Source organism: Anaerobacillus sp. MEB173 (assembly GCF_052119505.1).
Classification (GTDB): Bacteria; Bacillota; Bacilli; order Bacillales; family JBJMAU01; genus JBJMAU01.
Window position 1 is genome coordinate 210,737 of sequence record NZ_JBJMAU010000006.1, and the last position, 22,039, is coordinate 232,775.

Below are 22,039 nucleotides of genomic sequence, written 5' to 3' on the forward strand. Positions count from 1 at the left end.
TTTTATGCAAATGGAGATGAAAATTACTCGAACAAAGATGTTTCTTGCCGGAAAGTGGTTAGACCGTGAACAAACGATTGACGTACGTAACCCGCAGGATAATAGCTTAATTACGACAGTACCTGCAGCATCGAAAGAGGATATGCTTAATGCAATTGAAGAAGCGAAAGAAGGATTCAACATTGCAGCGGCAATGCCTGTTCATGAACGGATCAGTATTTTAAATAAGGCTGCCGATTATATCGAAGCGAATCATGAAAAATATGCAACGACAATTGCGAGAGAAGGAAGTAAAACGATCCGTGAAGCACGTAAGGAAGCTAGTCGTTGTATTCAAACACTTCGAATCAGTGCTGAGGAGGCTAGAAGAATCAATGGGGAAACGATTCCATTTGATCAAATGCCGGGCAGTGAAGACCGTGTCGGTTACTATTACCGCTTTCCAATTGGTATTATTGCTGCAATAACTCCTTTTAATGATCCATTAAATTTAGTTGCTCATAAAGTAGGTCCGGCAATTGCCTCAGGAAATGCGATTATTGTTAAGCCGGCGACGGTTACACCGTTAAGTGCAATATTGCTGGCAGAAGCCTTTGAAGCAGCAGGACTTCCGGAAAAAGTTCTAACGGTCATTACTGGACGTGGCAGCGAAATTGGAGATGTGTTAGTGACACACCCGGATGTGAGAATGATTTCTTTTACAGGCGGATTAGAAGCTGGTCTTGAAATTAGTAAAAAAGCAGGGTTAAAAAAGCTAGGAATGGAACTGGGTTCAAACTCTCCGGCGATTGTATTAGATGATGCGGATCTTGATGAAGCTGTGGAATCAATCGTATCTGGTGCATTCTGGGCTGCTGGTCAAAACTGCTTAGGTGTACAACGTGTCTATATTCAAAAGAATATCTTCAACACCTTTAAAGAGAAGTTTATTTCCAGAACTGAGCAATATAGTATCGGTGATAAATTATCCGAATTCACAGATATGGGCCCTTTAATTAATGAAAAAGAAGCCATTCGTGTTGAAGGTATTGTCAATGAAGCTGTTGGTTTAGGTGCAAAAGTTCTTTGCGGCGGTAAACGAAACGGAGCCTTTTATTTACCGACAGTGTTAACGGATGTACCAAGTGATTGCACTGTTGCCAAGGAAGAGATCTTTGGTCCTGTTGTAAGTCTTTTCCCTGTAGATGATTTAGAAGAAGCGATTAAAAAGTCAAATAGCGTAAACTTTGGCTTACAAGCAGGAATTTTCACAAGTGATCTAAATAAAGCTTTTTCAGCGATTGGAAAAATGGATGTCGGAGGAATTATGATTAACGACAGTAGTGACTACCGTATCGATGGTATGCCATTCGGCGGTGTAAAAGGCTCAGGTCTTGGTCGTGAAGGAGTTAAATTCTCAATCCATGAAATGACTGAACCAAAAGTAGTTTGTTTCAAATTACCTAAAGCATTATAATGTTTAATTTTTCTCTCTATTATTAATATAGAATTTTCTTAGAGCGGTAATGCGAAGTTCTCCTATCCTTCGTATTACTGCTCTCTTAGAAGGAGGACGATTGCGGATAATTAGTGTAAAAGACAAAACTATGAATATCGTTATATAATCTACTAATATATATTCTCTTACAGAAAACAAGACCTACAATAGTTTATAAAACAACATCCTAAAGAAGGCAGGGAGAACGAACGATGTTTGCAATCGGCGAATATAAAGAGAGAATTCAAAAGACAAAAGAACGAATGGTGAATCAAGGAATTGATGTATTACTCATTACAAACCCAGCAAATATGAATTATTTAACAGGCTATGATGGATGGGCTTTTTATGTCCACCAAATGATTGTTGTCACTCTTGATGGGGACATGCCTACATGGATTGGCCGTGGAATGGATGCAAATGGAGCAAAAGTAACAACATGGTTAGACCATGACCATATTATTCCTTATACTGATGATTATGTTCACTCAACAATTAAACATCCAATGGATTTTGTGTGTGATATTTTAGCAGCGAAGAAGTTAACGAACAAAAAGATCGGTGTCGAAATGGACACATATTATTTTACTTCGTTATGCTTTGAACGATTACAGTCAGGGTTACCAAATGCAACATTATTAAATTCAACTGGATTGGTCAACCATGTCCGTATGATTAAATCAGATATGGAAATCGAGTTTATGAAGAGAGCAGGTAAGCTTGTTGAGCTGGCAATGCGTGCCGGAATTGACTCGATTGAACCTGGAGTAAGAGAATGTGATGTTGCAGCAAAAATCTATCATGCTCAGCTCTCTGGGACAGAAGAGTTTGGTGGGGATTATCCATCGATTGTCCCGTTAATGCCAGCTGGCAAAAAAACATCAACACCTCATTTAACTTGGACAGATGATAAGTATAAAGATGGCGATACAGTTATCTTAGAGCTTGCAGGCTGCTACAAACGTTATCACGCTCCGTTAGCCCGGACGATCGTTCTTGGTCAACCGTCTGCACAAGTAAAGGAACTTTCTGATGTTGTGATTGAAGGACTAAATGAAGCATTAGCCATTGTTAAACCAGGTGTTACATGCGAGCAAATCGAAGAAAAATGGAGAACGACGATTGCTAGGTATGGTTATGTAAAAGATTCTCGCATCGGTTATTCAACGGGGCTAAACTACCCGCCTGATTGGGGCGAGCATACAGCAAGTCTTAGACAAGGGGACAAAACGATCCTTCAGCCAAATATGACGTTCCACTTAATTCCGGGAATTTGGTTTGATGACTTCGGTGTAGAGATCAGTGAATCATTTAGAGTCACTGAAACAGGCTGTGAAACGCTTGCTGATGTGCCAAGAAATCTTATCACAAAGATTGCCGACATTCCAAATATTCCATTTGCTACGTAATTTAGAAACTATATACTATGTTTTTTAATAAAATGAACTTCTGCAATCAACCACATGTGGAAGTTCATTTCTTATGTAAAGACAAGTTAATTAAGTTAATGTTTGATGTTGAGTTTGGGCTCGTTCGTGTGAATTATTAAATTCACACGCCTTTCAGGTACTGAAAGGTTGCAGATTTGAATGAAAAGAAATTAGAAAATGCATTTTCTAATTTCTTTTCATTCAAATCTGCATAAAACGATCCCAAACTCAACATCAAACATTAACTTACTACATTAATAATTTAATAAGTTTAAAGGGGACGAGAATGAGTTGAGTATAAAAGCAAAGGCCAGTATTGAGTTAATTACGGCGATGATTTTCATGGGTAGTTTTGTAGTTGTCGGGAAGATGATTGTTGAAGTTTTTCCTATCTATTTAGCATCAGGATTACGTCTAATGTTTGCTTTACTTATTTTACTTCCTTTGTTATTTGTTGTTGAAAAAGGATTCCCAAAGATCTCGAAAAATGATATGTGGATTCTTTTTGTTGAATCATTTACTGGTATCTTTCTGTTCAGCATCTTTCTGCTGTACGGACTAAAATACGTATCAGCAGCTAGCGGGGGTATTATTATTAGCACGACTCCTGCAGTTATTGGTATCATTGCATACCTTTTTTTAAAGGAAAAATTATCTTGGAAAAAGGGAGCGGGGATATCAATCGTTGTTATTGGTTTAATTTCGATTCATGTATTAGACCACTTTACGGGCGTTGAAACGAGTGCAAGTATTTGGATCGGAACACTCTTTATGATTGGTGCAGTATTAGGTGAAGCATTAATGACGATTTTTGGAAAAGTGTTAACTTCCCGTTTATCTCCATTGGCGATTACAACATGGCTATCAATTTTTGGTTTTCTTTTATTTCTTCCTTTTGCTGTTTATGAAGGGATAACGTTTGATTTTTCTACTGTTAAATTAACTGAATGGCTTCAGTTATTCTATTATGGGGCATTTATTTCAGGGGGCGTTGTTCTCTTATGGCATCAAGGTGTCTCGAGGATTCCGGCAAGCTCAGCAGGTGTTTATTTAGGAATACTACCGATTAGTTCAGCATTCTTAGCTTATGTTTTTCTAAAAGAATCGATTTTCCTATCGCAAATCATCGGAATGGTCTTTGTTATTGTTGGAATTATGGTTGTGACGAGGGATTCTGAACAACCGCAATCGATTGTTAAGGATGTAGAAGTATAGTTACATAAAAGAAGAAGGGGCTGTCTCATTAGTGACAGCTCCTTCTTTATGATTGAAACAAAGATCAATTTGTTAATAAAAAGCGTGCACCGGAAATTCCAGGTGAGGTCATTTCATATGGATTCAATATTTCATCCAGTTCTTCTTTTGTCAGTAATCCTCGTTCAAGGCAAATTTCAACTAATGATCTCTTTGTTGCAACTGCTTCTTTGACGAGTTGGGCCGCTTTTTCATAACCAATATGCGGGTTCAATGCTGTAACAATTCCAAAGCTATTGTCAACATAGGATTGACATACATCTGCGTTTGCCTTCAAATCTGCTAATGCATGTTTGCAAAAAACATCGATCGCATTTTTATAGATTTTCAGTGACTGAAGTAAATTAAATGAAAGGACTGGGACCATTACATTCAGTTCAAACTGTCCACTTTCAGAAGCCATACTGATCGTTTGGTCATTACCGATAATTTGAAATGCAGTTTGATTGACTACTTCGGGCATAACAGGGTTGACTTTACCTGGCATAATCGATGATCCTGGTTGTCTGGGCTGTAAGGAAAGTTCATTAAAGCCAGTAAAGGGACCTGAGGCCATCATCCGGATATCGTTACAGATTTTTGATAGATTAACAGCACTCACTTTTATCGCCGCGGAAAGGGCTGTGTATACATCCGTGTTTTGTGTACTATCAATAAGGTTGGATGCAGATTGTAACGGAATGTATAATTGTGATGACAAATGGTGAATAACACTTTTTATATAGTCAGGACTAGCATTCAATCCGGTTCCGACAGCAGTTGCACCTATATTAATCGAAAGGAGATCCTGGGCTGCCATAGTAATTCGTTTAAGGTCTCGTTCAAGTACACTTTTATAAGCACCAAATTCTTGGCCTAAACGAATTGGAACGGCATCTTGTAAATGTGTTCTTCCCATTTTAATCACATGATCAAACTCGATTTCCTTTTGAGCAAAACAAGCAATCAACTGTTCAATTGTTTTAATGAGCTCTTCTGTCAGTCGATATGCAGCGATTTTCACAGCGGTTGGCACGGTATCATTTGTTGATTGGGACATGTTGACATGGGTATTTGGTGAACAAAAGAAGTATTCTCCTTTTTCTTTATTCATCAATTCAAGGGCACGGTTGGCAACAACTTCATTCATGTTCATATTGATTGACGTTCCAGCGCCGCCTTGAATACTGTCAACAATAAATTCGGAGTGGAATTTTCCTTCGCTCAACTCTTTTGCAGCTTGTACGATCGCATTCCCAATCGTATCGTTTAACAGCGTTGCTTCCATGTTTGCCTTAGCGCAAGCAATTTTTACTTCTGCTAAAGCGACAATAATCTCTTGCTGAATAGGTATGCCGGTAATAGGAAAATTTTCAACTGCTCGTAATGTTTGAATTCCATAATATGCCGAAGTGGGTACTTCTTTTACACCAAGTGAATCTTTTTCAATACGTAAAGACATTACATCACCTACTTTTAGGAAATATATACAAATTATGCTGTGTGTATAAAGAGTAGTTTAATAGTATAGCGACCGTTTAACACAAACAATCATCAAATTGTATGAAAAACATAGGTTATTTTATTTAATTTTGCGAATAGATTAACAATTTTGTTTCTTATATAATCCAATTATGATCAAGGGAATTTGAGATTAGTATTTCAATAACACTATGAAAATGGTACATAGCTTTGATATTTAAGTGAATTGTAAAGGTGGGATATAGTTATGGGAGAGTCTCATAAGAAAATATCGATACGTGATGTTTGGGAAGCAAGGAAACGAATCTCATCTATTGTTGCCAAAACTCCATTGATTTCATCTCCGGTATTATCCGAGCAGTTTGGTGCTCCAGTCTATCTTAAACTAGAAAACCATCATGAAATAGGCGCATTTAAAGTAAGAGGGGCAGCAAACAAGATTTTAAGTTTATCCCTTGAAGAGCAGCAAAGAGGTGTGACGACTTTTTCAACTGGGAACCACGGGATGGCAGTCGCCTATGTCGCTCAAAAATTGGGAATTCGTGCAGTGATTTGTATTTCTAATCGTGTACCGAAAGTAAAAGTAGACAATATTAAGCGATTTGGTGCGGAGGTGGAGATATATGGTAATAGTCAAGATGATGCGGGAGTTCGTTCATATCAACTACAAAAAGAAGAAGGATTAACAGTAATAAAACCATTTGATGATCCTTATGTTATTGCAGGACAAGGAACAATTGGTTTGGAGCTGTTAGAGGATTTGCCAAGTATCGAAAATGTTGTCGTACCGTTATCAGGTGGAGGCCTTCTCTCCGGTGTTGCTTTAGCGTTGAAAGAAACGGATCCATCGATTCATGTTACAGGTGTTTCAATGGAACGAGCGGCAGTGATGTATGAAAGCTTACAAGCTAGAAAACCAGTCATTCTTAAAGAAGAACCGACTCTCGCAGATAGTTTGCTAGGTGGGATTGGCTTAGACAATCATTATACGTTTAAAATGGTTTCTACGTATATGGATTCAGTCGTCCGAGTATCTGAGAAGAGCATAGCAAAAGCAATGGGTTTCATGGCTGATAAGCATCGGATGATTGTTGAAGGTGCTGCAGCTACAAGTGTAGCTACAATTTTAGATAATAAAATTAGCCGCCCTAAAAAAAATATTGTCCTCATCATCAGTGGTTGTAATGTTGATCTATCCGTGATCCACGATGCGATAAAAAATTATTTTTAAAAAATAACTAGCAATAATTTTCATAACATTCTAAAATGGAAATTATGAAACGGTCAGTATTGATTTACAAAAGGTGTGATCACAAGATGTTATTAACGATGAAGGATATAATGGGTTTAGATATTATGAGAAGTGCGATTATCAAAACTCCTGCTGACTTTTTGAAAGAGCGAAGTGTGGAATGGGTATCTATTACTGAGGCACCAGTTGAAAACTTCGTTCGTAAAAATGAGTTAGTCTTAACAACTGGAATGGGGACGGGTGACGACCCTAAGTTATTTAATGAATTTGTCCATGATGTGATTAAATCAAAGGCATCAGCACTGGCGATTGCGACCGGTCGCTATATTTTTGATATTTATGAAGACAGTATTAAACTCGCGGTAGAACATCAATTTCCTATTATTGAGATCCCCTGGGAGATTCGCTTTGCCGATATTACGCAAGCGGTAACACAAAAAATAAATGAAATACAGCAAAAGGAACTTGAAGATTCGCAAAAAGCGCAACAATACTTATTAAATTTAATTTTGCAAGGATCAGACTTAAATGATGTTACAAAATTTTTAAGTCAAAAACTATCAAATCCAGTGATTCTTATTACGAATCGACATGGGAATATTAAAGGGATTAGCCGAAGTACGAGAAAGTTTCTAAATGAATGGAAAAATCTATTAGACTCAAACATTGTTCCTAAAGAATCCGAGATTATTGATGCTTCCCGTGACCCGTTTCGTACTAAAGTTTTAAGGATTGCAACACCTGATAGTTCAACATTACTGCAGCTGCCAATCATTCAAACAACAAACAAAATTACGGGTTATTTATATGTATTAATTGAAAAGACAAAGTCTGCTGATGATTTTTTAAACCATCGTAATTTAATGGTATTAGAACATGCAGTAACTGCTTCTGCTCTCTGGTTTTTACGGGAAAGTGCAGTGGAAGAAACAGAAATAAGACTTCGTGATGATTTTGTTTGGAACTTAGCAAATGGTCAAATGGGATCATGGCACAACATTCTTTCGCGCTCTAAGTCATTAGGCTATGATGTAACATTACCGTATCTATGTATTGTTGGTGTTCCTGAAAATCTTGAAACGATTTATAAGAAAAGCGGTCAGTCTAAAGAGTCTTCCTACAATAATTGGTTGCGCAGCATGATCCACTACATTGAAGAGGAAGTCTATTATGTCGGTGAATCACTTCATCGGAAAACGATGCTGACATATCAAGAAAATAAAGTTGTTATTTTCTTAGAAGTTCCGATAGAAGGCAGTAAAGAATCTGTAAATAATTTCTTGAACCTGATTGATCGCAGGTTAACAAGCTTATTACCAGATGTCATCATCTCCTGGGGAATAGGTGGTGTACATGAGGGTGAGGAGCGTTTTCATAAGAGTTATGAGGAAGCGCAAATGGCTCTTGAAATAGGGAAGAAAAGAAAAGGAATCGGGCAACGAGTTTCTTTTTCAGAGACGAGGATGGACCGTATTTTACTAAGCCTCTCAAAAAATGAAGAATTAAGATCAATTACGCTTTCAACAATTACCCCATTACTGCAATATGATGAACAGCGAAATATGGATCTTATTGAAACGTTTGTAGCGTATCATCAAAATCAAAGTAAAGTAAGTCAAACAGCAAGATCTCTCAATCTTCACAGGCAATCGTTATTATATAGATTAAGGAAAATTGAGGCGTTAACAGGTCTGTCATTGGCTGATCCTGATGATATGTTTTTATTAGATTTAAGTATAAAGATTTGGAAAATAGGTATTGATCCAAATTAATATGAGACAACAGGAGGAGAAGGACATGGTAAGAAATGGAACAGATCGAGTAAAACGTGGAATGGCAGAAATGCAAAAGGGTGGCGTCATTATGGACGTTATTAATGCTGAGCAAGCAAAGATTGCTGAAGAAGCTGGTGCTGTTGCAGTTATGGCACTAGAGCGTGTTCCAGCTGATATTCGTGCTGCGGGTGGTGTAGCACGAATGGCTGATCCAACAATTATTGAGGAAGTAATGGGTGCGGTGACAATCCCTGTTATGGCTAAGTGTCGCATCGGCCATATTACAGAAGCAAAAGTGTTAGAGGCGTTAGGTGTCGATTATATTGACGAGAGTGAAGTATTAACACCGGCTGATGAAGTGTATCATTTGGACAAGCGTGATTATACTGTACCGTTTGTGTGCGGGGCGCGTGACATTGGAGAAGCATGCCGCAGGATTGGTGAAGGAGCTTCAATGATTCGTACAAAAGGTGAACCAGGAACAGGAAACATTGTGGAGGCTGTTCGTCATATGCGAATGATGCAATCACAAATCCGTAAAGTAGTATCAATGTCTACCGATGAATTAATGACTGAGGCAAAGAATACTGGTGCTCCTTTTGAATTATTATTACAAATAAAAGAAAATGGAAAACTACCTGTTGTTAATTTCGCTGCGGGTGGCGTTGCAACGCCTGCTGATGCTGCCCTAATGATGCAGTTAGGTGCAGACGGTGTCTTTGTAGGTTCAGGGATTTTTAAATCGGACAACCCTGAAAAGTTTGCTCGTGCCATCGTAGAAGCAACAACACACTATGAAGACTATGCGCTTATTGCTGAACTTTCTAAAGGATTAGGCACTGCGATGAAAGGGATTGAAATTTCAACGCTGCATCCTTCTGAGCGTATGCAAGAACGCGGGTGGTAGGAAAATTTAATCAGACTTCAGAACAGAAGTCTGATTTTTTTCACCAAATGAATGAAGTAATACTTTCCAAGTGAGGAAGTTAAACAGAATTGAAAATCGGCTGATGTGGAAGTATTTTTTTCGCTTGAAAAGACGGAATACTCAAAACATTATGAGGGGGTGAGCTGTATTAGAATGATTAATAGTATGTAAGACTTCATTGCTACTATACATTCTAGTGCACCGTTTATGAAAGAACAGTTAAATGTGAAACCTAAGATTGGAAGCGTATTCATTATCTCTACCATCCTTGTTGGTCTCTTTGTCTTATGGGGAGTTATCAATCCAGATTCATTAGGTACAATGGCCGGAAAAGCGTTAGACTTTACGATTTCTCGCTTTGGCTGGTTTTATATGATCGGCGGGGCATTTTTTGTCGGGTTGATCATCTTTTTAGGGATAAGTCGTTTTGGGAAAATTAAATTAGGAAAAGATGATGAGGCTCCGAAGTACTCTTATCTATCTTGGATTGCGATGCTTTTCTCAGCAGGAATAGGAGCTGGTTTTGTCTTTTGGGGAGTTGCTGAACCAATTCTTTATTTTAAAGACCCACCAGTAGGAATTACAGCTGAAACATCTGAGGCTGCCCAAGCAGGATTACTGTATTCTGTTTATCACTGGGCTTTTCATCCTTGGGCATTCTTTGCTTTAGCTGGGTTAGCTTTAGCAATTGCGCAGTATCGGTTAAATCAGCCTGCATTAGTTAGCTCGGCTTTTTACCCTATTCTTGGTGACCGGATAAAAGGTTGGAGTGGAAAGAGTATTGATACCCTTGCTGTTATTTCAACGGCAACTGGGGTTGCAACAACATTTGGTTTAAGTGCTATGCAAATTACAGGCGGTTTATCACATTTAACAAGTATACCGAATACAACAATGACACAGTTAACGATTATTGGTATCGTGACCGTTTTATTTCTATTCTCAGCCGCATCAGGCCTTGATCGAGGAATTAAAATATTAAGTAATGTCAACATGGCTCTCGCGGGTTTATTACTGCTTTCTATTATGATGGTAGGGCCTACTTTATTTATTCTAGAGAACATTGTTACATCGATAGGTGGTTATGTTTCGAGTGTTCTCCCAATGAGTTTAACGATGACGCCATTTTCTGATAGTGCTTGGCTTGGATCCTATACAATCTTCTTTTGGGCATGGCATATGAGCTGGGCACCATTCATGGGAATCTTTATTGCCCGTATTTCTCGTGGACGTACAATTCGAGAGTTTGTCGGGGGAGTATTACTCGTTCCTGCAGTTCTTGCCGCTATTTGGTTTACAGCATTTGGGGGAACAGCTCTCTATTTGGAAAGTATTTTAGGTATTGATATTTCAACAACTGTTTTTGGAAATGTTGAATTAGCATTATTTACAGTATTAAATCAGCTTCCTCTAAGTGGAGTAACAAGTCTCATTGCGATAACTCTAATAATGGTTTTCTTTATAACTTCAGCTGACTCTGCTTCCTATGTATTAGGATCGATGACGACGAATGGAAGTATCAATCCACCTATGTCTGTTCGGTTGATTTGGGGTTTACTAATTGCAGCAACAGCAAGTGTTCTTTTATTAAGTGGTGGTTTAAAAGCGCTTCAAACAGCTTCAATTGTTGCAGCGTTACCTTTCACTATGATCATGGTTGGTATCGCATATTCACTAGTGAAAACATTGAGTAAAGAATCAGCAAAAGATCAGGAATCACAGCAACAGCTATTAAAAGAACAATTAAAAGAGGAATTACGTGAAGAAATGATAAAAGCTAATGAAAATTTAGACCAGGATCAACGGAAAAATATTAGTTAATAGTTAAGGCGGTGCAGCATAGCTGCATCGCTTTTCAACTTTCAACTTTTATCTTTGTAGTTATTTTGACTAGAAAGATAAAATATTTTCATACAGTTTAATAATTGTAGGAAAATTCAGTATTATTTACAATAAGTATATAAAAGAAACTGATGACGTTAAGCTTAATTGATTTGTAATATGACAAAACAAAAGGGGGAAAGCGCTTACAATTTTTTTAAAAATGATTGAAGGGAATAGCAACATTTGGGAGTTTGTTGGAGGAAATGTAAAAACATACCTTGTTATCTAATATAAGCCTTCTATAAACATTAATATGAGCTTATATAGTCACTGAGGAGATTTGTAGGGCCAAATGTCTTTAATGTATAGTAAATAGGAGATATCCATGCATATAACATACAATGTCGTAGGTTTGTACGAACATTATAGAAAAAGTACAATAAAGTGGATTTACTCAGTATAAATCCGAGTAAACAGAGTTGTATTGTTATATTTTCTGACGAAGAGGAGGATTTGATCGACTGTGATAGCCAAAATAGATCATTTTATTATGAAGCTGGAAGAAATCATTCTTAGCTATTCAATCATTGTTATAGCCATTATGGTTGTTGGAAATGTATTAAACAGGGCCATTACAGGTGCCAGCTGGGCTTTTGCTGCTGAAATAAGTGGGTTTGCAGTAATCATTGCAACATTTATGGGGATTAGCTATGCGGCTAGAAAAGGACGGCACATTAGTATGTCAGCGTTTTTTGATATTGCTCCACCAAAGGTTAGAAAGTTTTTAGCGATTTTAATTCCGGTGCTAACAGCTGTTTTCCTATTCATTCTTTCTTATTACGCCTTACAATACACAATAACTTCATTTGAAAGAGGAAGAGTAACTCCTGCTTTACAAATCCCAGTTTATTATATTTATCTTTTTGCCCCCCTGGGTCTCTTTTTGGGAGCACTTCAATTCGTACGTAATGCATGGATCAATATTGTTGAGAAAGAAGTCTATCTTGCTACTGATAAGAAAGATTATAAGTCTGACGGTGAACTTGAACAAAAAATAATTTAATAGAGAGGAATTAGTATATGTTAACAACATTATTAGCCATCATGGTTATCCTGCTTGTACTAGGGCTCCCAATGATGATTCCTTTAATTGTAGCTCCACTCGTTGTAATTATCCTATTCTTCCCTAACATCGGTCCGGCAGTTATGGTTCAGCAAATGATTGAAGGTATTTCTGCTTATGTATTACTCGCGGTTCCATTATTTATCTTTGCTGCTGATATTATGTCGACTGGAAAGACATCGAAACGGCTACTCGATTTCGTAGGCGCTTTTATTGGTCACATTCGTGGAGGATATGCAATTACAACTGCAGCTGCTTGTACACTGTTTGGCTCTATTTCAGGCTCAACACAGGCAACTGTAGTAGCCATTGGTAAACCAATGAGACAAAGGCTTTTATCTGTAGGTTATAAAGACTCTAGCGCTATTGCCTTAATTATTAACGCAAGTGATGTGGCATTATTAATTCCTCCAAGTATCGGCATGATTATGTATGCCCTTGTTACCGGAACTTCGCTAGGTGAGTTATTTATTGCTGGGATTGGACCGGGGATACTAATCTTCTTGTTCTTTGCGATTTACAGCTATTTCTATGCAAGTATGAAGAAAATCCCATTAGCTGAGAAAATTAGCTGGCCAGATCGTTTTAAGATTACATATAAAGCGCTTCTGCCATTAGGGTTTCCAGTGATCATTGTTGGTGGAATTTATTCTGGGATGTTTACGCCGACAGAAGCGGCGGGGATATCAGTCCTTTACGCTTTAATTCTGGAGGTAATCATTTATCGGACAATTACCATGAAACAAATTCCGCGAATTGCCTTATCAACTGGACTTGTAACTGCTGCTGTTTTTATTCTAGTGGCAGGTGGACAGGCATTTTCTTGGGTTATCTCGTATGCGAGAGTACCGCAAATGATCTCTGCAGCTGTGTTAGGAACTGATCCCTCGGCATTATATGTACTCTTTATCGTAGCGATCTTTTTCTTTATCGGCTGCATGTTTGTGGATCCGATCGTCGTTATCTTAATTTTAACACCGATTTTTTATCCGCCAGCTATGGCAGCGGGAGTTGATCCAGTTCATTTGGGTGTTATCATTACGTTCCAGGCAGCGCTTGGATCGGCAACTCCGCCATTTGGTGTTGATATCTTTACCGCCAGTGCCGTCTTTAATCGGTCTTACTTAGACGTCATTAAAGGAACACCGCCTTACATTGTCATGCTGTTAATTATTTCGGTATTAGTCATCTTTTTTGAGGAAATCTCACTATTCTATCGCTATTTGTTGTGATAGGCAGTGATGAATTATAAATAAAAATTATAGGGGGAATTTGATGTTTTTAAAGAAAAAGAAACTGTTAATGTTAAGTCTTTTGTTAGGATTCAGTATGATTTTGGCAGCTTGTGGTGGTGGTTCATCTGAACAAACGGGATCAGAATCAGATACTGGTGATAGTGGAAGTGGCGAAGAAACGTATCATTGGCGTTTTGTTACTGAGGAGATGCAAGGACAAGTTCAATATGAATATGCTGTTGAATTTGCAAATCGTCTTAATGAAAAGTCTGATGGAAGAATTACAATGGATGTCTTTGAATTTGGTGGACTTGGAAGTGAAGTAAACCAAGTAGAACAGCTTCAAGACGGACTTGTTGAATTTGCGATTGTTTCACCAGGGTTTACAGGAACAATGGTTACAGAAGGACAATTGTTTGCCCTGCACTTCCTATTTACTGAGGATTTAGAATTAAATCAACAAATTTTAAACACGAGTGAAGCCTTGAATGTTCATTTAGCTGAAAAGTATAAACAGCATAACATTCAGCCATTAGCATTTTGGCATGAAGGGGCAATGCAGTGGACTGGAAGCCGTGAGCTGCGTACACCGGACGACTTCACTAACTTAAAATTTAGAACTCAAGAATCTCCGCTAATCCTGGAATCGTATAAAGCATATGGCGCTAACCCGACAGCAATGAGCTGGGGAGAATTATACACTGGATTACAACAAGGTGTAGTTGAAGGGCAAGAAAACCCAATCTTCTTTATTGAAGATGCTAAGTTCCATGAAGTTCAAGACCATATGACAATTTCAAATCATAACATTTACGTAGCAATGACAACTGTTAATACAGATTTCTTCGCAGGACTTCCAGAAGACATTCAAGCATTAATTCTTGAAACAGTTGAAGAAATGCGTCCAGTTGCTTATGAAATTCAAAAAGAGTTAAATGAGTCTTTACTAGATTCAATTGTTAATAATGAAAAACATCCAACGGCAGTAATTGAGCTGACAGATGAAGAACGTGCCGCATTTAAAGCAGCAGCTGAGCCAGTAAAAGAATTCTTCGTTTCTGAAGTTGTAGACGAAGACGGAAAAATGATTTTAGAAATGCTTGAGGAAGAAATCGAAGCAGCAATGAAGTAATATACTCATCGAGAGAGGTTCAAATCTTGTATTGGTTTGGGCCTCTTTTTAGTTTAGAGTTTAGAGTTTAGAGTTTAAAGTTGGTGTGGGTTTATCAATGAAGTCTTTTACGTAATCCTTCGCTGCATAAGCATAAAACAACTCTACACTCTAAACTCTACACTCTAAACTAAAAATTTATAATTATTTCCAAATATTATTGACTTTTACAATTGAAGCGCTTACAATAAAAGTAGATTAATGATTAATAGATCATTAAATAGTTATTAGAAAATAGAAAATGAAAGAGTTGTTTTTATGTCATCGAGTGTAGAGCGTAAAATTGGTAAGATGGCAATTCTTCTTCTCCTAAATGAAACTGAATCTGACATGCAAGATCAGATTAAACGGTTAAATTGGAAAAGTTGTACTGGTAAAGTTGGTTCGATGGAATCCCAGAAAGTGGTTGCCGCAATTGAAACGGCAGCTAAAAAAACAGGGGTTATACAAGCTGATTTATACCGTGAAAAACACGCGTTGTATCATGCAATTCTCGAGGCTTTAAGCGGTGTTACGAGAGGGCAAGTACAAATCGGCTCAGTCCTTAGAACCGTAGGGTTAAACTTTTCGATTGTCAGAGGGAGACCCTATGAAAATAGTAATGAAGGTGACTGGATTGCTGTTTGCTTATATGGTACGATCGGCGCTCCGATAAAAGGATCAGAGCACGAAACGATTGGATTAGGAATCAACCACATTTAAATAGGTAATGCCCATAGGTATTTAGTTTATTAGGGGGCTATATCACTGAAATCTTTGCGATTTCTTGATATAGCCCCCTTTTGATTTTTAACTTTAGTGAAGTGAAGGGAGAGTTTTTTTTATGGTGGTATTAACGGGTCAATCATTAACATTTCCAGAACTTAAAAGAGTTCTGTTAGACAATGAACAAGTATCGGCTTCAGAAGAAAGTATGAACAAAGTGAAGGCCAGTCGAAAAGCGGTTGAGAAAATCGTTGCTAACGAAAAGGTCATTTATGGGATAACAACGGGGTTTGGTAAGTTTAGTGATGTGTTCATCAATAAGGATGATGTTGAAGCATTACAGCTTAATTTGATTTATTCTCACGCTTGCGGTGTTGGTGATCCTTTTCCGGAGATTGTTTCACGAGCGATGGTCGTTCTTCGTGCGAATGCCCTTCTAAAAGGCTTTTCAGGCGTTAGACCAGTAGTCATTGACCAGTTATTAAAACTAGTGAATGCCGGAATTCATCCAGTTATCCCGCAACAAGGCTCTCTTGGGGCAAGTGGGGATTTAGCGCCATTATCACATTTGGCTCTTGTTCTGATTGGTGAAGGGGAAGTGTTTTATAAAGGTGAGAGAACAAATGCGATGAAGGCACTAACGAGTGAAGGAATTTTTCCAATTACGTTAACAGCAAAGGAAGGATTAGCGCTTATTAATGGTACACAAGCGATGACAGCGATGGGGGTTGTTGCCTATCTTGAGGCTGAAAAGATGGCCCTTCAATCAGAAATGATCGCTGCTCTAACGCTAGAAGGATTACAGGGAATTATCGATGCATTCGATGAAGACATTCACCTTGCCAGAGGATATCAGGAGCAAGTTGATGTCGCAAAACGAATGCGTGCTTATTTAGCTGACAGTGAACTGACGACAAGACAAGGGGAAATTCGAGTACAAGATGCATACTCGCTACGTTGTATTCCACAAGTGCATGGTGCGACATGGCAAACATTGAACTATGTGAAGGAAAAGTTAGAAATTGAAATGAATGCGGCAACGGATAACCCACTCATTTTCGATGATGGAGAAAAAGTCATTTCCGGTGGTAACTTTCATGGTCAACCGATTGCTTTTGCAATGGATTTCCTGAAAATTGCGATGGCCGAACTGGCCAATATTTCGGAGAGACGAATTGAAAGGTTAGTCAATCCGCAATTAAATGATTTGCCACCATTCTTAAGTCCGGAGCCAGGTCTCCAGTCTGGAGCGATGATTATGCAATATGTGGCGGCATCACTTGTCTCAGAAAACAAAACATTGGCACATCCAGCAAGTGTCGATTCAATTCCGTCATCAGCAAATCAAGAAGACCATGTAAGTATGGGAACGATTGGTTCACGGCATGCTTATCAAATCATTCAAAACGTTCGCCGTGTATTGGCGATTGAAGCGATTTGCGGAATGCAGGCTTGTGAAATTAGAGGGAAAGAGAAAATGTCTACGGCAACAAAAGTCTTTCTTGAGGAAGGACGAAAAATTACTCCGTTTATAGCTGCGGACCGTGTCTTTGCCAATGATATTGAGGCAATTACTACGTGGTTAAAAGAAGGAACTTTTACCTTTGAAAATACATTAACTATTACAAATTAAAAGGAGAGATTGATAATGACTGAAGTGAAAAAACGTATTATTCGTGCAAATAGAGGCGTAGAATTAGAGTGCAAAGGCTGGGAACAAGAAGCAGTGTTACGAATGCTTCATAACAATCTTGACCCAGAAGTGGCGGAAAAGCCTGAAGACCTAATTGTCTACGGGGGAATTGGAAAAGCAGCTCGCAACTGGGAGGCGTTCGATGCAATCGTTCATCAACTAAAAAACCTTGAAGCAGATGAGACGTTACTCGTTCAGTCTGGTAAGCCTGTCGGACGTTTTAAAACTCACACACATGCGCCAAGAGTCTTGCTGTCAAATTCAGTATTAGTGCCGAAGTGGGCAAACTGGGAGCACTTCAATGAGCTAGAGAAAAAAGGGCTAATGATGTACGGACAAATGACGGCTGGAAGTTGGATTTATATTGGTACACAAGGTATCTTGCAAGGAACGTATGAAACGTTTGCGGCGATTGCGAAAAAGCATTACAACAATAGTTTAAAAGGAACATTGACACTGACAGCTGGCCTTGGAGGAATGGGTGGAGCACAGCCATTAGCCGTTACAATGAATGATGGAGTTGTAATTGCTGTTGATGTTGATGAAGAACGGATTCAAAAACGGATCGAAACGAGATATTGTGACCGAATGACAAAATCGTTAGATGAAGCGCTTGAGTGGGCCGGTGAGGCAAAGAAAAATGGTGTACCACTTTCAATTGGACTTGTCGGAAATGCCGCTGAGGTTCATCATGAAATTTTAGAGCGTGGAGTGACAATTGATATTGTGACTGACCAAACTTCAGCGCATGACCCACTAAACGGCTATATTCCAGTAGGGTACACATTAGAAGAAGCGGAAAAGCTTCGTCAGCAAAATCCAGAGCTCTATGTACAACTATCAAATCAAAGTATGAAAAAGCATGTGGAAGCGATGCTTGCGTTCCAACAGCGTGGCTCGATTGTTTTTGATTATGGAAATAATATTCGCCAAGTAGCAAAAGATGAAGGACTCGAAAATGCATTTGATTTTCCAGGGTTCGTACCTGCTTATATTCGTCCGCTTTTCTGTGAAGGAAAAGGGCCTTTCCGTTGGGTTGCATTATCGGGAGATCCAGAAGATATTTATCGTACAGACCGACTAATTAAAGAATTGTTCCCGGAAAATGAAGCGTTAAATCGTTGGATTGACATGGCTCAAGAAAAAATAGCTTTCCAAGGTTTACCTTCTCGTATTTGCTGGTTAGGATACGGTGAACGAATGAAAATGGGTCTGGCGATTAATGAACTAGTGAAAAACGGAGAGTTAAAAGCACCGGTTGTTATCGGACGTGATCATTTAGATTGTGGTTCTGTCGCATCGCCAAACCGTGAGACAGAGGCAATGTTAGACGGTAGTGACGCAGTGGGGGATTGGGCGATTTTAAATGCTCTTGTGAATACATCAGCAGGCGCAAGTTGGGTGTCTGTTCACCATGGTGGCGGTGTAGGGATGGGTTATTCACTTCATGCGGGTATGGTCGTCGTTGCCGATGGAACAGATGTTGCAAAAGAGCGTCTTGAGCGCGTTCTAACAACGGATCCTGGAATGGGTGTCATTCGTCATGCAGATGCAGGGTATGAGCTGGCGGCAGAAGTTGCTAAGGAGCGTAATGTTGCAATACCAATGAACGAAACAAAATAGGGGGATAAAAATGATACAACAGGTAGACCTTTTACTAACGAATATTGGTCAATTGCTTCCAATGACGTCAACCGGTCCCCGAGCTGGTAAAGCGATGCAAGAGCTTACAATCATTGAGGATGGGGCAGTTGGCATAAAAGACGGTACAGTTGTTTTTGTTGGAACGAGCGATGCTGTTACAGACATAAGAGCCGATAAAGTAATTGATTGTGAAGGGAAATTAGTAACACCAGGATTAGTCGATCCACATACTCATGTCGTTTTTGGAGGATCCCGCGAACATGAGATGGCCTTAAAACAACAAGGAGTTCCTTATTTGGAAATCTTAAAGCAGGGCGGTGGTATACTTTCGACGGTTGAAGCAACACGAAAAGCAACGGAAGAAGAGCTTTACAAGAAAGCGAGCTTTTATCTTGATCGAATGATGACCTTTGGAACAACAACAGTGGAAGTGAAAAGCGGCTATGGTCTTGACGCAAAAACAGAGATGAAGCAGTTAAAAGTAGCGAAACAACTGCAACAACATCACAAAATGGACTTAGTCTCCACGTTTTTAGGAGCTCATGCGATTCCAACATCACATAAGGAAAATCCAGAACAGTTTTTAGACGAAATGCTTGCGATGCTAGACGATATTAAGGAAGAAGAGTTAGCGGAATTTGTGGATATTTTTACAGAAACAGGTGTGTTTACTGTCGAGCAGTCACGTGCCTATTTACAAAAAGCGAAAGAAAAAGGTTTTCAATTGAAGATTCACGCTGATGAAATCGATCCGCTTGGTGGCACAGAGATGGCCGCATCATTAGGAGCAACTTCCGCAGATCACCTTGTTGGTGCATCAGATGAAGGGATTAAAAAGCTGGCAGAATCAGGGACAATTGCGGTATTACTGCCAGGGACAACATTTTATTTAGGGAAACATACTTTTGCCAGAGCAAGAGAAATGATAGAACAAGGCGTCACTGTTTCATTAGCAACTGATTTTAATCCTGGCAGTTCTCCAACAGAAAATTTACAATTGATTATGACGATTGCTGCATTGCAGCTAAAAATGTCGCCTGAGGAAATTTGGAACGCTGTTACGGTGAACGCTGCTCATGCGATTGGTCGTGGTGATGAAGCTGGACAGCTGGCTGTAGGCCGAAAAGCAGATGTTGTCATTTGGGATGCACCTAATTATTTATATATTCCATATCATTACGGGGTGAATCATGTAAATACAGTCATAAAAAATGGAAAGATTGTCGCTGAAAGGATGAGAATCATTGACTAACCGAACTGCACTCTTTAGAGAGTGCGGTTTTTTAAGTGTTATTGTATAAAACCTTTCTAAAACCGAATGTAGAATTTAGAATTAAAAGACAAAAACATATGATAAGCGCGTTATTTACAACGGTGTCACAACCCTCAAATAATTCTAAATTCTAAATTCTAAATTCTAAATTCTAAATTCTAAATTCTAAATTGGTCTTTCAATTTTACATTTTACATTTTACATTGACTTTCCTTTCCCTTCCTGTTGACAGCTTTCTCATAGAATGTTACGGTAAATAATATTTTACTATATTAGTGATTTACCAAGCTAAAGAGATAAAAAAGAGAAAAAGAAAGAATAAGAGAGAAGGAAATGAGAGGAGACGTCATTTATGAATGCAGTGGTAGTGGCAGTTGTTGTCATGCTAGTGTTAAGTTTAGTTCGTATTCATGTTGTATTAGCGTTAATTGTAGCAGCACTTGTTGGAGGCCTTTTAGGTGGACTGGGTTTTACAGAAACGATTGATGTATTTACGAATGGACTAGGTGGCAGCGCATCTGTTGCCTTAAGTTACGCCTTGCTAGGTGGATTTGCGGTTGCGATATCTAGAACGGGTCTGCCTGATGTTATTGTGAAATTTGCCTTAAAGGTTGTAGGGCGCAAGGGTGATAGTCAGCGTAAAGCGTTATCTAAAGTGTTTATCTTTTTAATTATTGTAACGATTTCATGTTTCTCACAGAATGTCGTTCCAATTCATATTGCTTTTATTCCAATTTTAATTCCACCGTTATTAAAAGTATTTAATGAATTAATGTTGGACCGTCGTGCAGTAGCCACAATGATAACATTTGGATTAAAAGCACCATACATTTTGTTACCGGCAGGGTTTGGATTGATTTTCCACGAAATTATCGCTACAAATATGGAAGAAAGTGGACTTGCAATCACTCAATCGGACATACCATCGGCTTTACTTATTCCGACATTAGGGATGGTCATTGGTTTGGTTGTAGCTGTTTTTATCACATACCGTAAACAAAGAAACTATAAAACTGTTCAATTTACTGAAGAAAAAGAAGAGCAAATCTCTTATTCTTCTATAACAATTTTATTTGCAACGATTTCAATTGTTGCTGCGTTAGTTGTTCAACTAATGACAGAATCAATGATTATTAGTGCTCTGACAGGTCTAGTAATTATCTATCTTAGTGGGGCAATTAAGCTTAGACAGTCGGAGGAATTAGTGACTGATGGAATGAAGATGATGGCCTTTATCGGTTTTGTCATGCTTGCAGCTTCAGGGTTTGCGGCAGTAATTCGTGAAACTGGTCATGTCGATCTATTAGTGACTCAAGTAGCAGCAGTGATCGGTGATAATAAAGGATTAGCGGCGATGTTGATGTTACTCGTTGGTTTGTTTATCACAATGGGGATTGGTTCTTCTTTTTCTACGATACCAATTATTACGACACTATTTGTTCCTCTGGCAATCACTGTCGGTTTTAGCCCAATGGCGACAATTGCCTTAATTGGTACGGCTGCTGCTCTTGGTGATGCAGGTTCTCCAGCTTCAGATAGCACCTTAGGGCCCACAGCTGGATTAAATGCCGATGGCCAGCATAATCATATTTGGGATACGTGTGTACCGACGTTTATCCACTTTAACATCCCATTGGTTATTTTTGGATGGATTGCAGCGATGGTATTATAGAAATAATAAAGATTACGGTAAAAAGCAGATGGTTATAAAATTAACGGGTTCCGTTACCTATCGCAAACATTAAAATGTAACGTAAAATGACTACTAAATTGTATATCAATTTAGTAGTCATT

General features: G+C 38.7%; 16 protein-coding genes. 15 read left to right on the forward strand and 1 reads right to left on the reverse strand.

The window, feature by feature from the left end:
- Positions 1-10: 10 nt before the first annotated feature.
- The 3 genes from ACJ2A9_RS14480 to ACJ2A9_RS14490 all read left to right on the forward strand — a co-directional run bounded on the left by ACJ2A9_RS14480 (position 11) and on the right by ACJ2A9_RS14490 (position 4,122).
- Entirely contained in the window at positions 11-1,456 is a 1,446-nt protein-coding gene (locus ACJ2A9_RS14480) for an aldehyde dehydrogenase family protein (RefSeq protein WP_441422439.1), read from the forward strand.
- A 233-nt stretch (positions 1,457-1,689) separates the two neighbouring features.
- The gene (locus ACJ2A9_RS14485; RefSeq protein ID WP_441422379.1) at positions 1,690-2,886 is read left to right on the forward strand and encodes a M24 family metallopeptidase; all 1,197 of its coding nucleotides are present in this window, start codon (positions 1,690-1,692) and stop codon (positions 2,884-2,886) included.
- A gap of 312 nt (positions 2,887-3,198) precedes the next feature.
- Positions 3,199-4,122 carry a DMT family transporter gene (locus tag ACJ2A9_RS14490; protein ID WP_441422380.1) on the forward strand — a complete coding sequence of 308 codons (924 nt, stop codon included), beginning with the start codon at positions 3,199-3,201 and terminating at the stop codon, positions 4,120-4,122.
- A gap of 64 nt (positions 4,123-4,186) precedes the next feature.
- Here ACJ2A9_RS14490 and ACJ2A9_RS14495 read toward each other — a convergent pair whose 3' ends face one another.
- Positions 4,187-5,602, reverse strand: a complete 1,416-nt coding sequence (locus ACJ2A9_RS14495) for an aspartate ammonia-lyase (RefSeq protein ID WP_441422381.1) — start codon at positions 5,600-5,602, stop codon at positions 4,187-4,189.
- Positions 5,603-5,869: 267 nt separating this feature from the next.
- On the opposite strand from ACJ2A9_RS14495, the gene eutB reads away from it, so the two are divergent.
- The 12 genes from eutB to ACJ2A9_RS14555 all read left to right on the forward strand — a co-directional run bounded on the left by eutB (position 5,870) and on the right by ACJ2A9_RS14555 (position 21,917).
- Positions 5,870-6,853: a hydroxyectoine utilization dehydratase EutB gene (gene eutB, locus ACJ2A9_RS14500; RefSeq protein WP_441422382.1), complete on the forward strand. Its 984-nt coding sequence runs from the start codon at positions 5,870-5,872 to the stop codon at positions 6,851-6,853.
- A gap of 86 nt (positions 6,854-6,939) precedes the next feature.
- Positions 6,940-8,646 carry a PucR family transcriptional regulator gene (locus ACJ2A9_RS14505; RefSeq protein WP_441422383.1) on the forward strand — a complete coding sequence of 569 codons (1,707 nt, stop codon included), beginning with the start codon at positions 6,940-6,942 and terminating at the stop codon, positions 8,644-8,646.
- A 25-nt stretch (positions 8,647-8,671) separates the two neighbouring features.
- Positions 8,672-9,556, forward strand: a complete 885-nt coding sequence (gene pdxS / locus ACJ2A9_RS14510) for a pyridoxal 5'-phosphate synthase subunit PdxS (RefSeq protein ID WP_441422384.1) — start codon at positions 8,672-8,674, stop codon at positions 9,554-9,556.
- 228 nt (positions 9,557-9,784) lie between these two features.
- Positions 9,785-11,398 (forward strand): BCCT family transporter, encoded by a 1,614-nt coding sequence (locus ACJ2A9_RS14515; protein ID WP_441422385.1) that lies wholly within the window; start codon positions 9,785-9,787, stop codon positions 11,396-11,398.
- 526 nt (positions 11,399-11,924) lie between these two features.
- Positions 11,925-12,464 carry a TRAP transporter small permease gene (locus ACJ2A9_RS14520; RefSeq protein ID WP_441422386.1) on the forward strand — a complete coding sequence of 180 codons (540 nt, stop codon included), beginning with the start codon at positions 11,925-11,927 and terminating at the stop codon, positions 12,462-12,464.
- A 17-nt stretch (positions 12,465-12,481) separates the two neighbouring features.
- Entirely contained in the window at positions 12,482-13,756 is a 1,275-nt protein-coding gene (locus tag ACJ2A9_RS14525) for a TRAP transporter large permease (RefSeq protein WP_441422387.1), read from the forward strand.
- Positions 13,757-13,799: 43 nt separating this feature from the next.
- The gene (locus tag ACJ2A9_RS14530; protein ID WP_441422388.1) at positions 13,800-14,891 is read left to right on the forward strand and encodes a DctP family TRAP transporter solute-binding subunit; all 1,092 of its coding nucleotides are present in this window, start codon (positions 13,800-13,802) and stop codon (positions 14,889-14,891) included.
- A 297-nt stretch (positions 14,892-15,188) separates the two neighbouring features.
- Positions 15,189-15,632 (forward strand): hut operon transcriptional regulator HutP, encoded by a 444-nt coding sequence (gene hutP, locus ACJ2A9_RS14535; protein WP_441422389.1) that lies wholly within the window; start codon positions 15,189-15,191, stop codon positions 15,630-15,632.
- Positions 15,633-15,753: 121 nt separating this feature from the next.
- A complete protein-coding gene (gene hutH / locus ACJ2A9_RS14540; RefSeq protein WP_441422390.1) occupies positions 15,754-17,268 on the forward strand; it encodes a histidine ammonia-lyase in 1,515 nt (504 codons plus the stop codon).
- Positions 17,269-17,283: 15 nt separating this feature from the next.
- Positions 17,284-18,951 (forward strand): urocanate hydratase, encoded by a 1,668-nt coding sequence (gene hutU, locus ACJ2A9_RS14545; RefSeq protein WP_441422391.1) that lies wholly within the window; start codon positions 17,284-17,286, stop codon positions 18,949-18,951.
- A gap of 10 nt (positions 18,952-18,961) precedes the next feature.
- The gene (gene hutI / locus ACJ2A9_RS14550) at positions 18,962-20,224 is read left to right on the forward strand and encodes an imidazolonepropionase (RefSeq protein WP_441422392.1); all 1,263 of its coding nucleotides are present in this window, start codon (positions 18,962-18,964) and stop codon (positions 20,222-20,224) included.
- Positions 20,225-20,597: 373 nt separating this feature from the next.
- Positions 20,598-21,917, forward strand: a complete 1,320-nt coding sequence (locus tag ACJ2A9_RS14555) for a Na+/H+ antiporter family protein (RefSeq protein WP_441422393.1) — start codon at positions 20,598-20,600, stop codon at positions 21,915-21,917.
- Positions 21,918-22,039 lie beyond the last annotated feature (122 nt).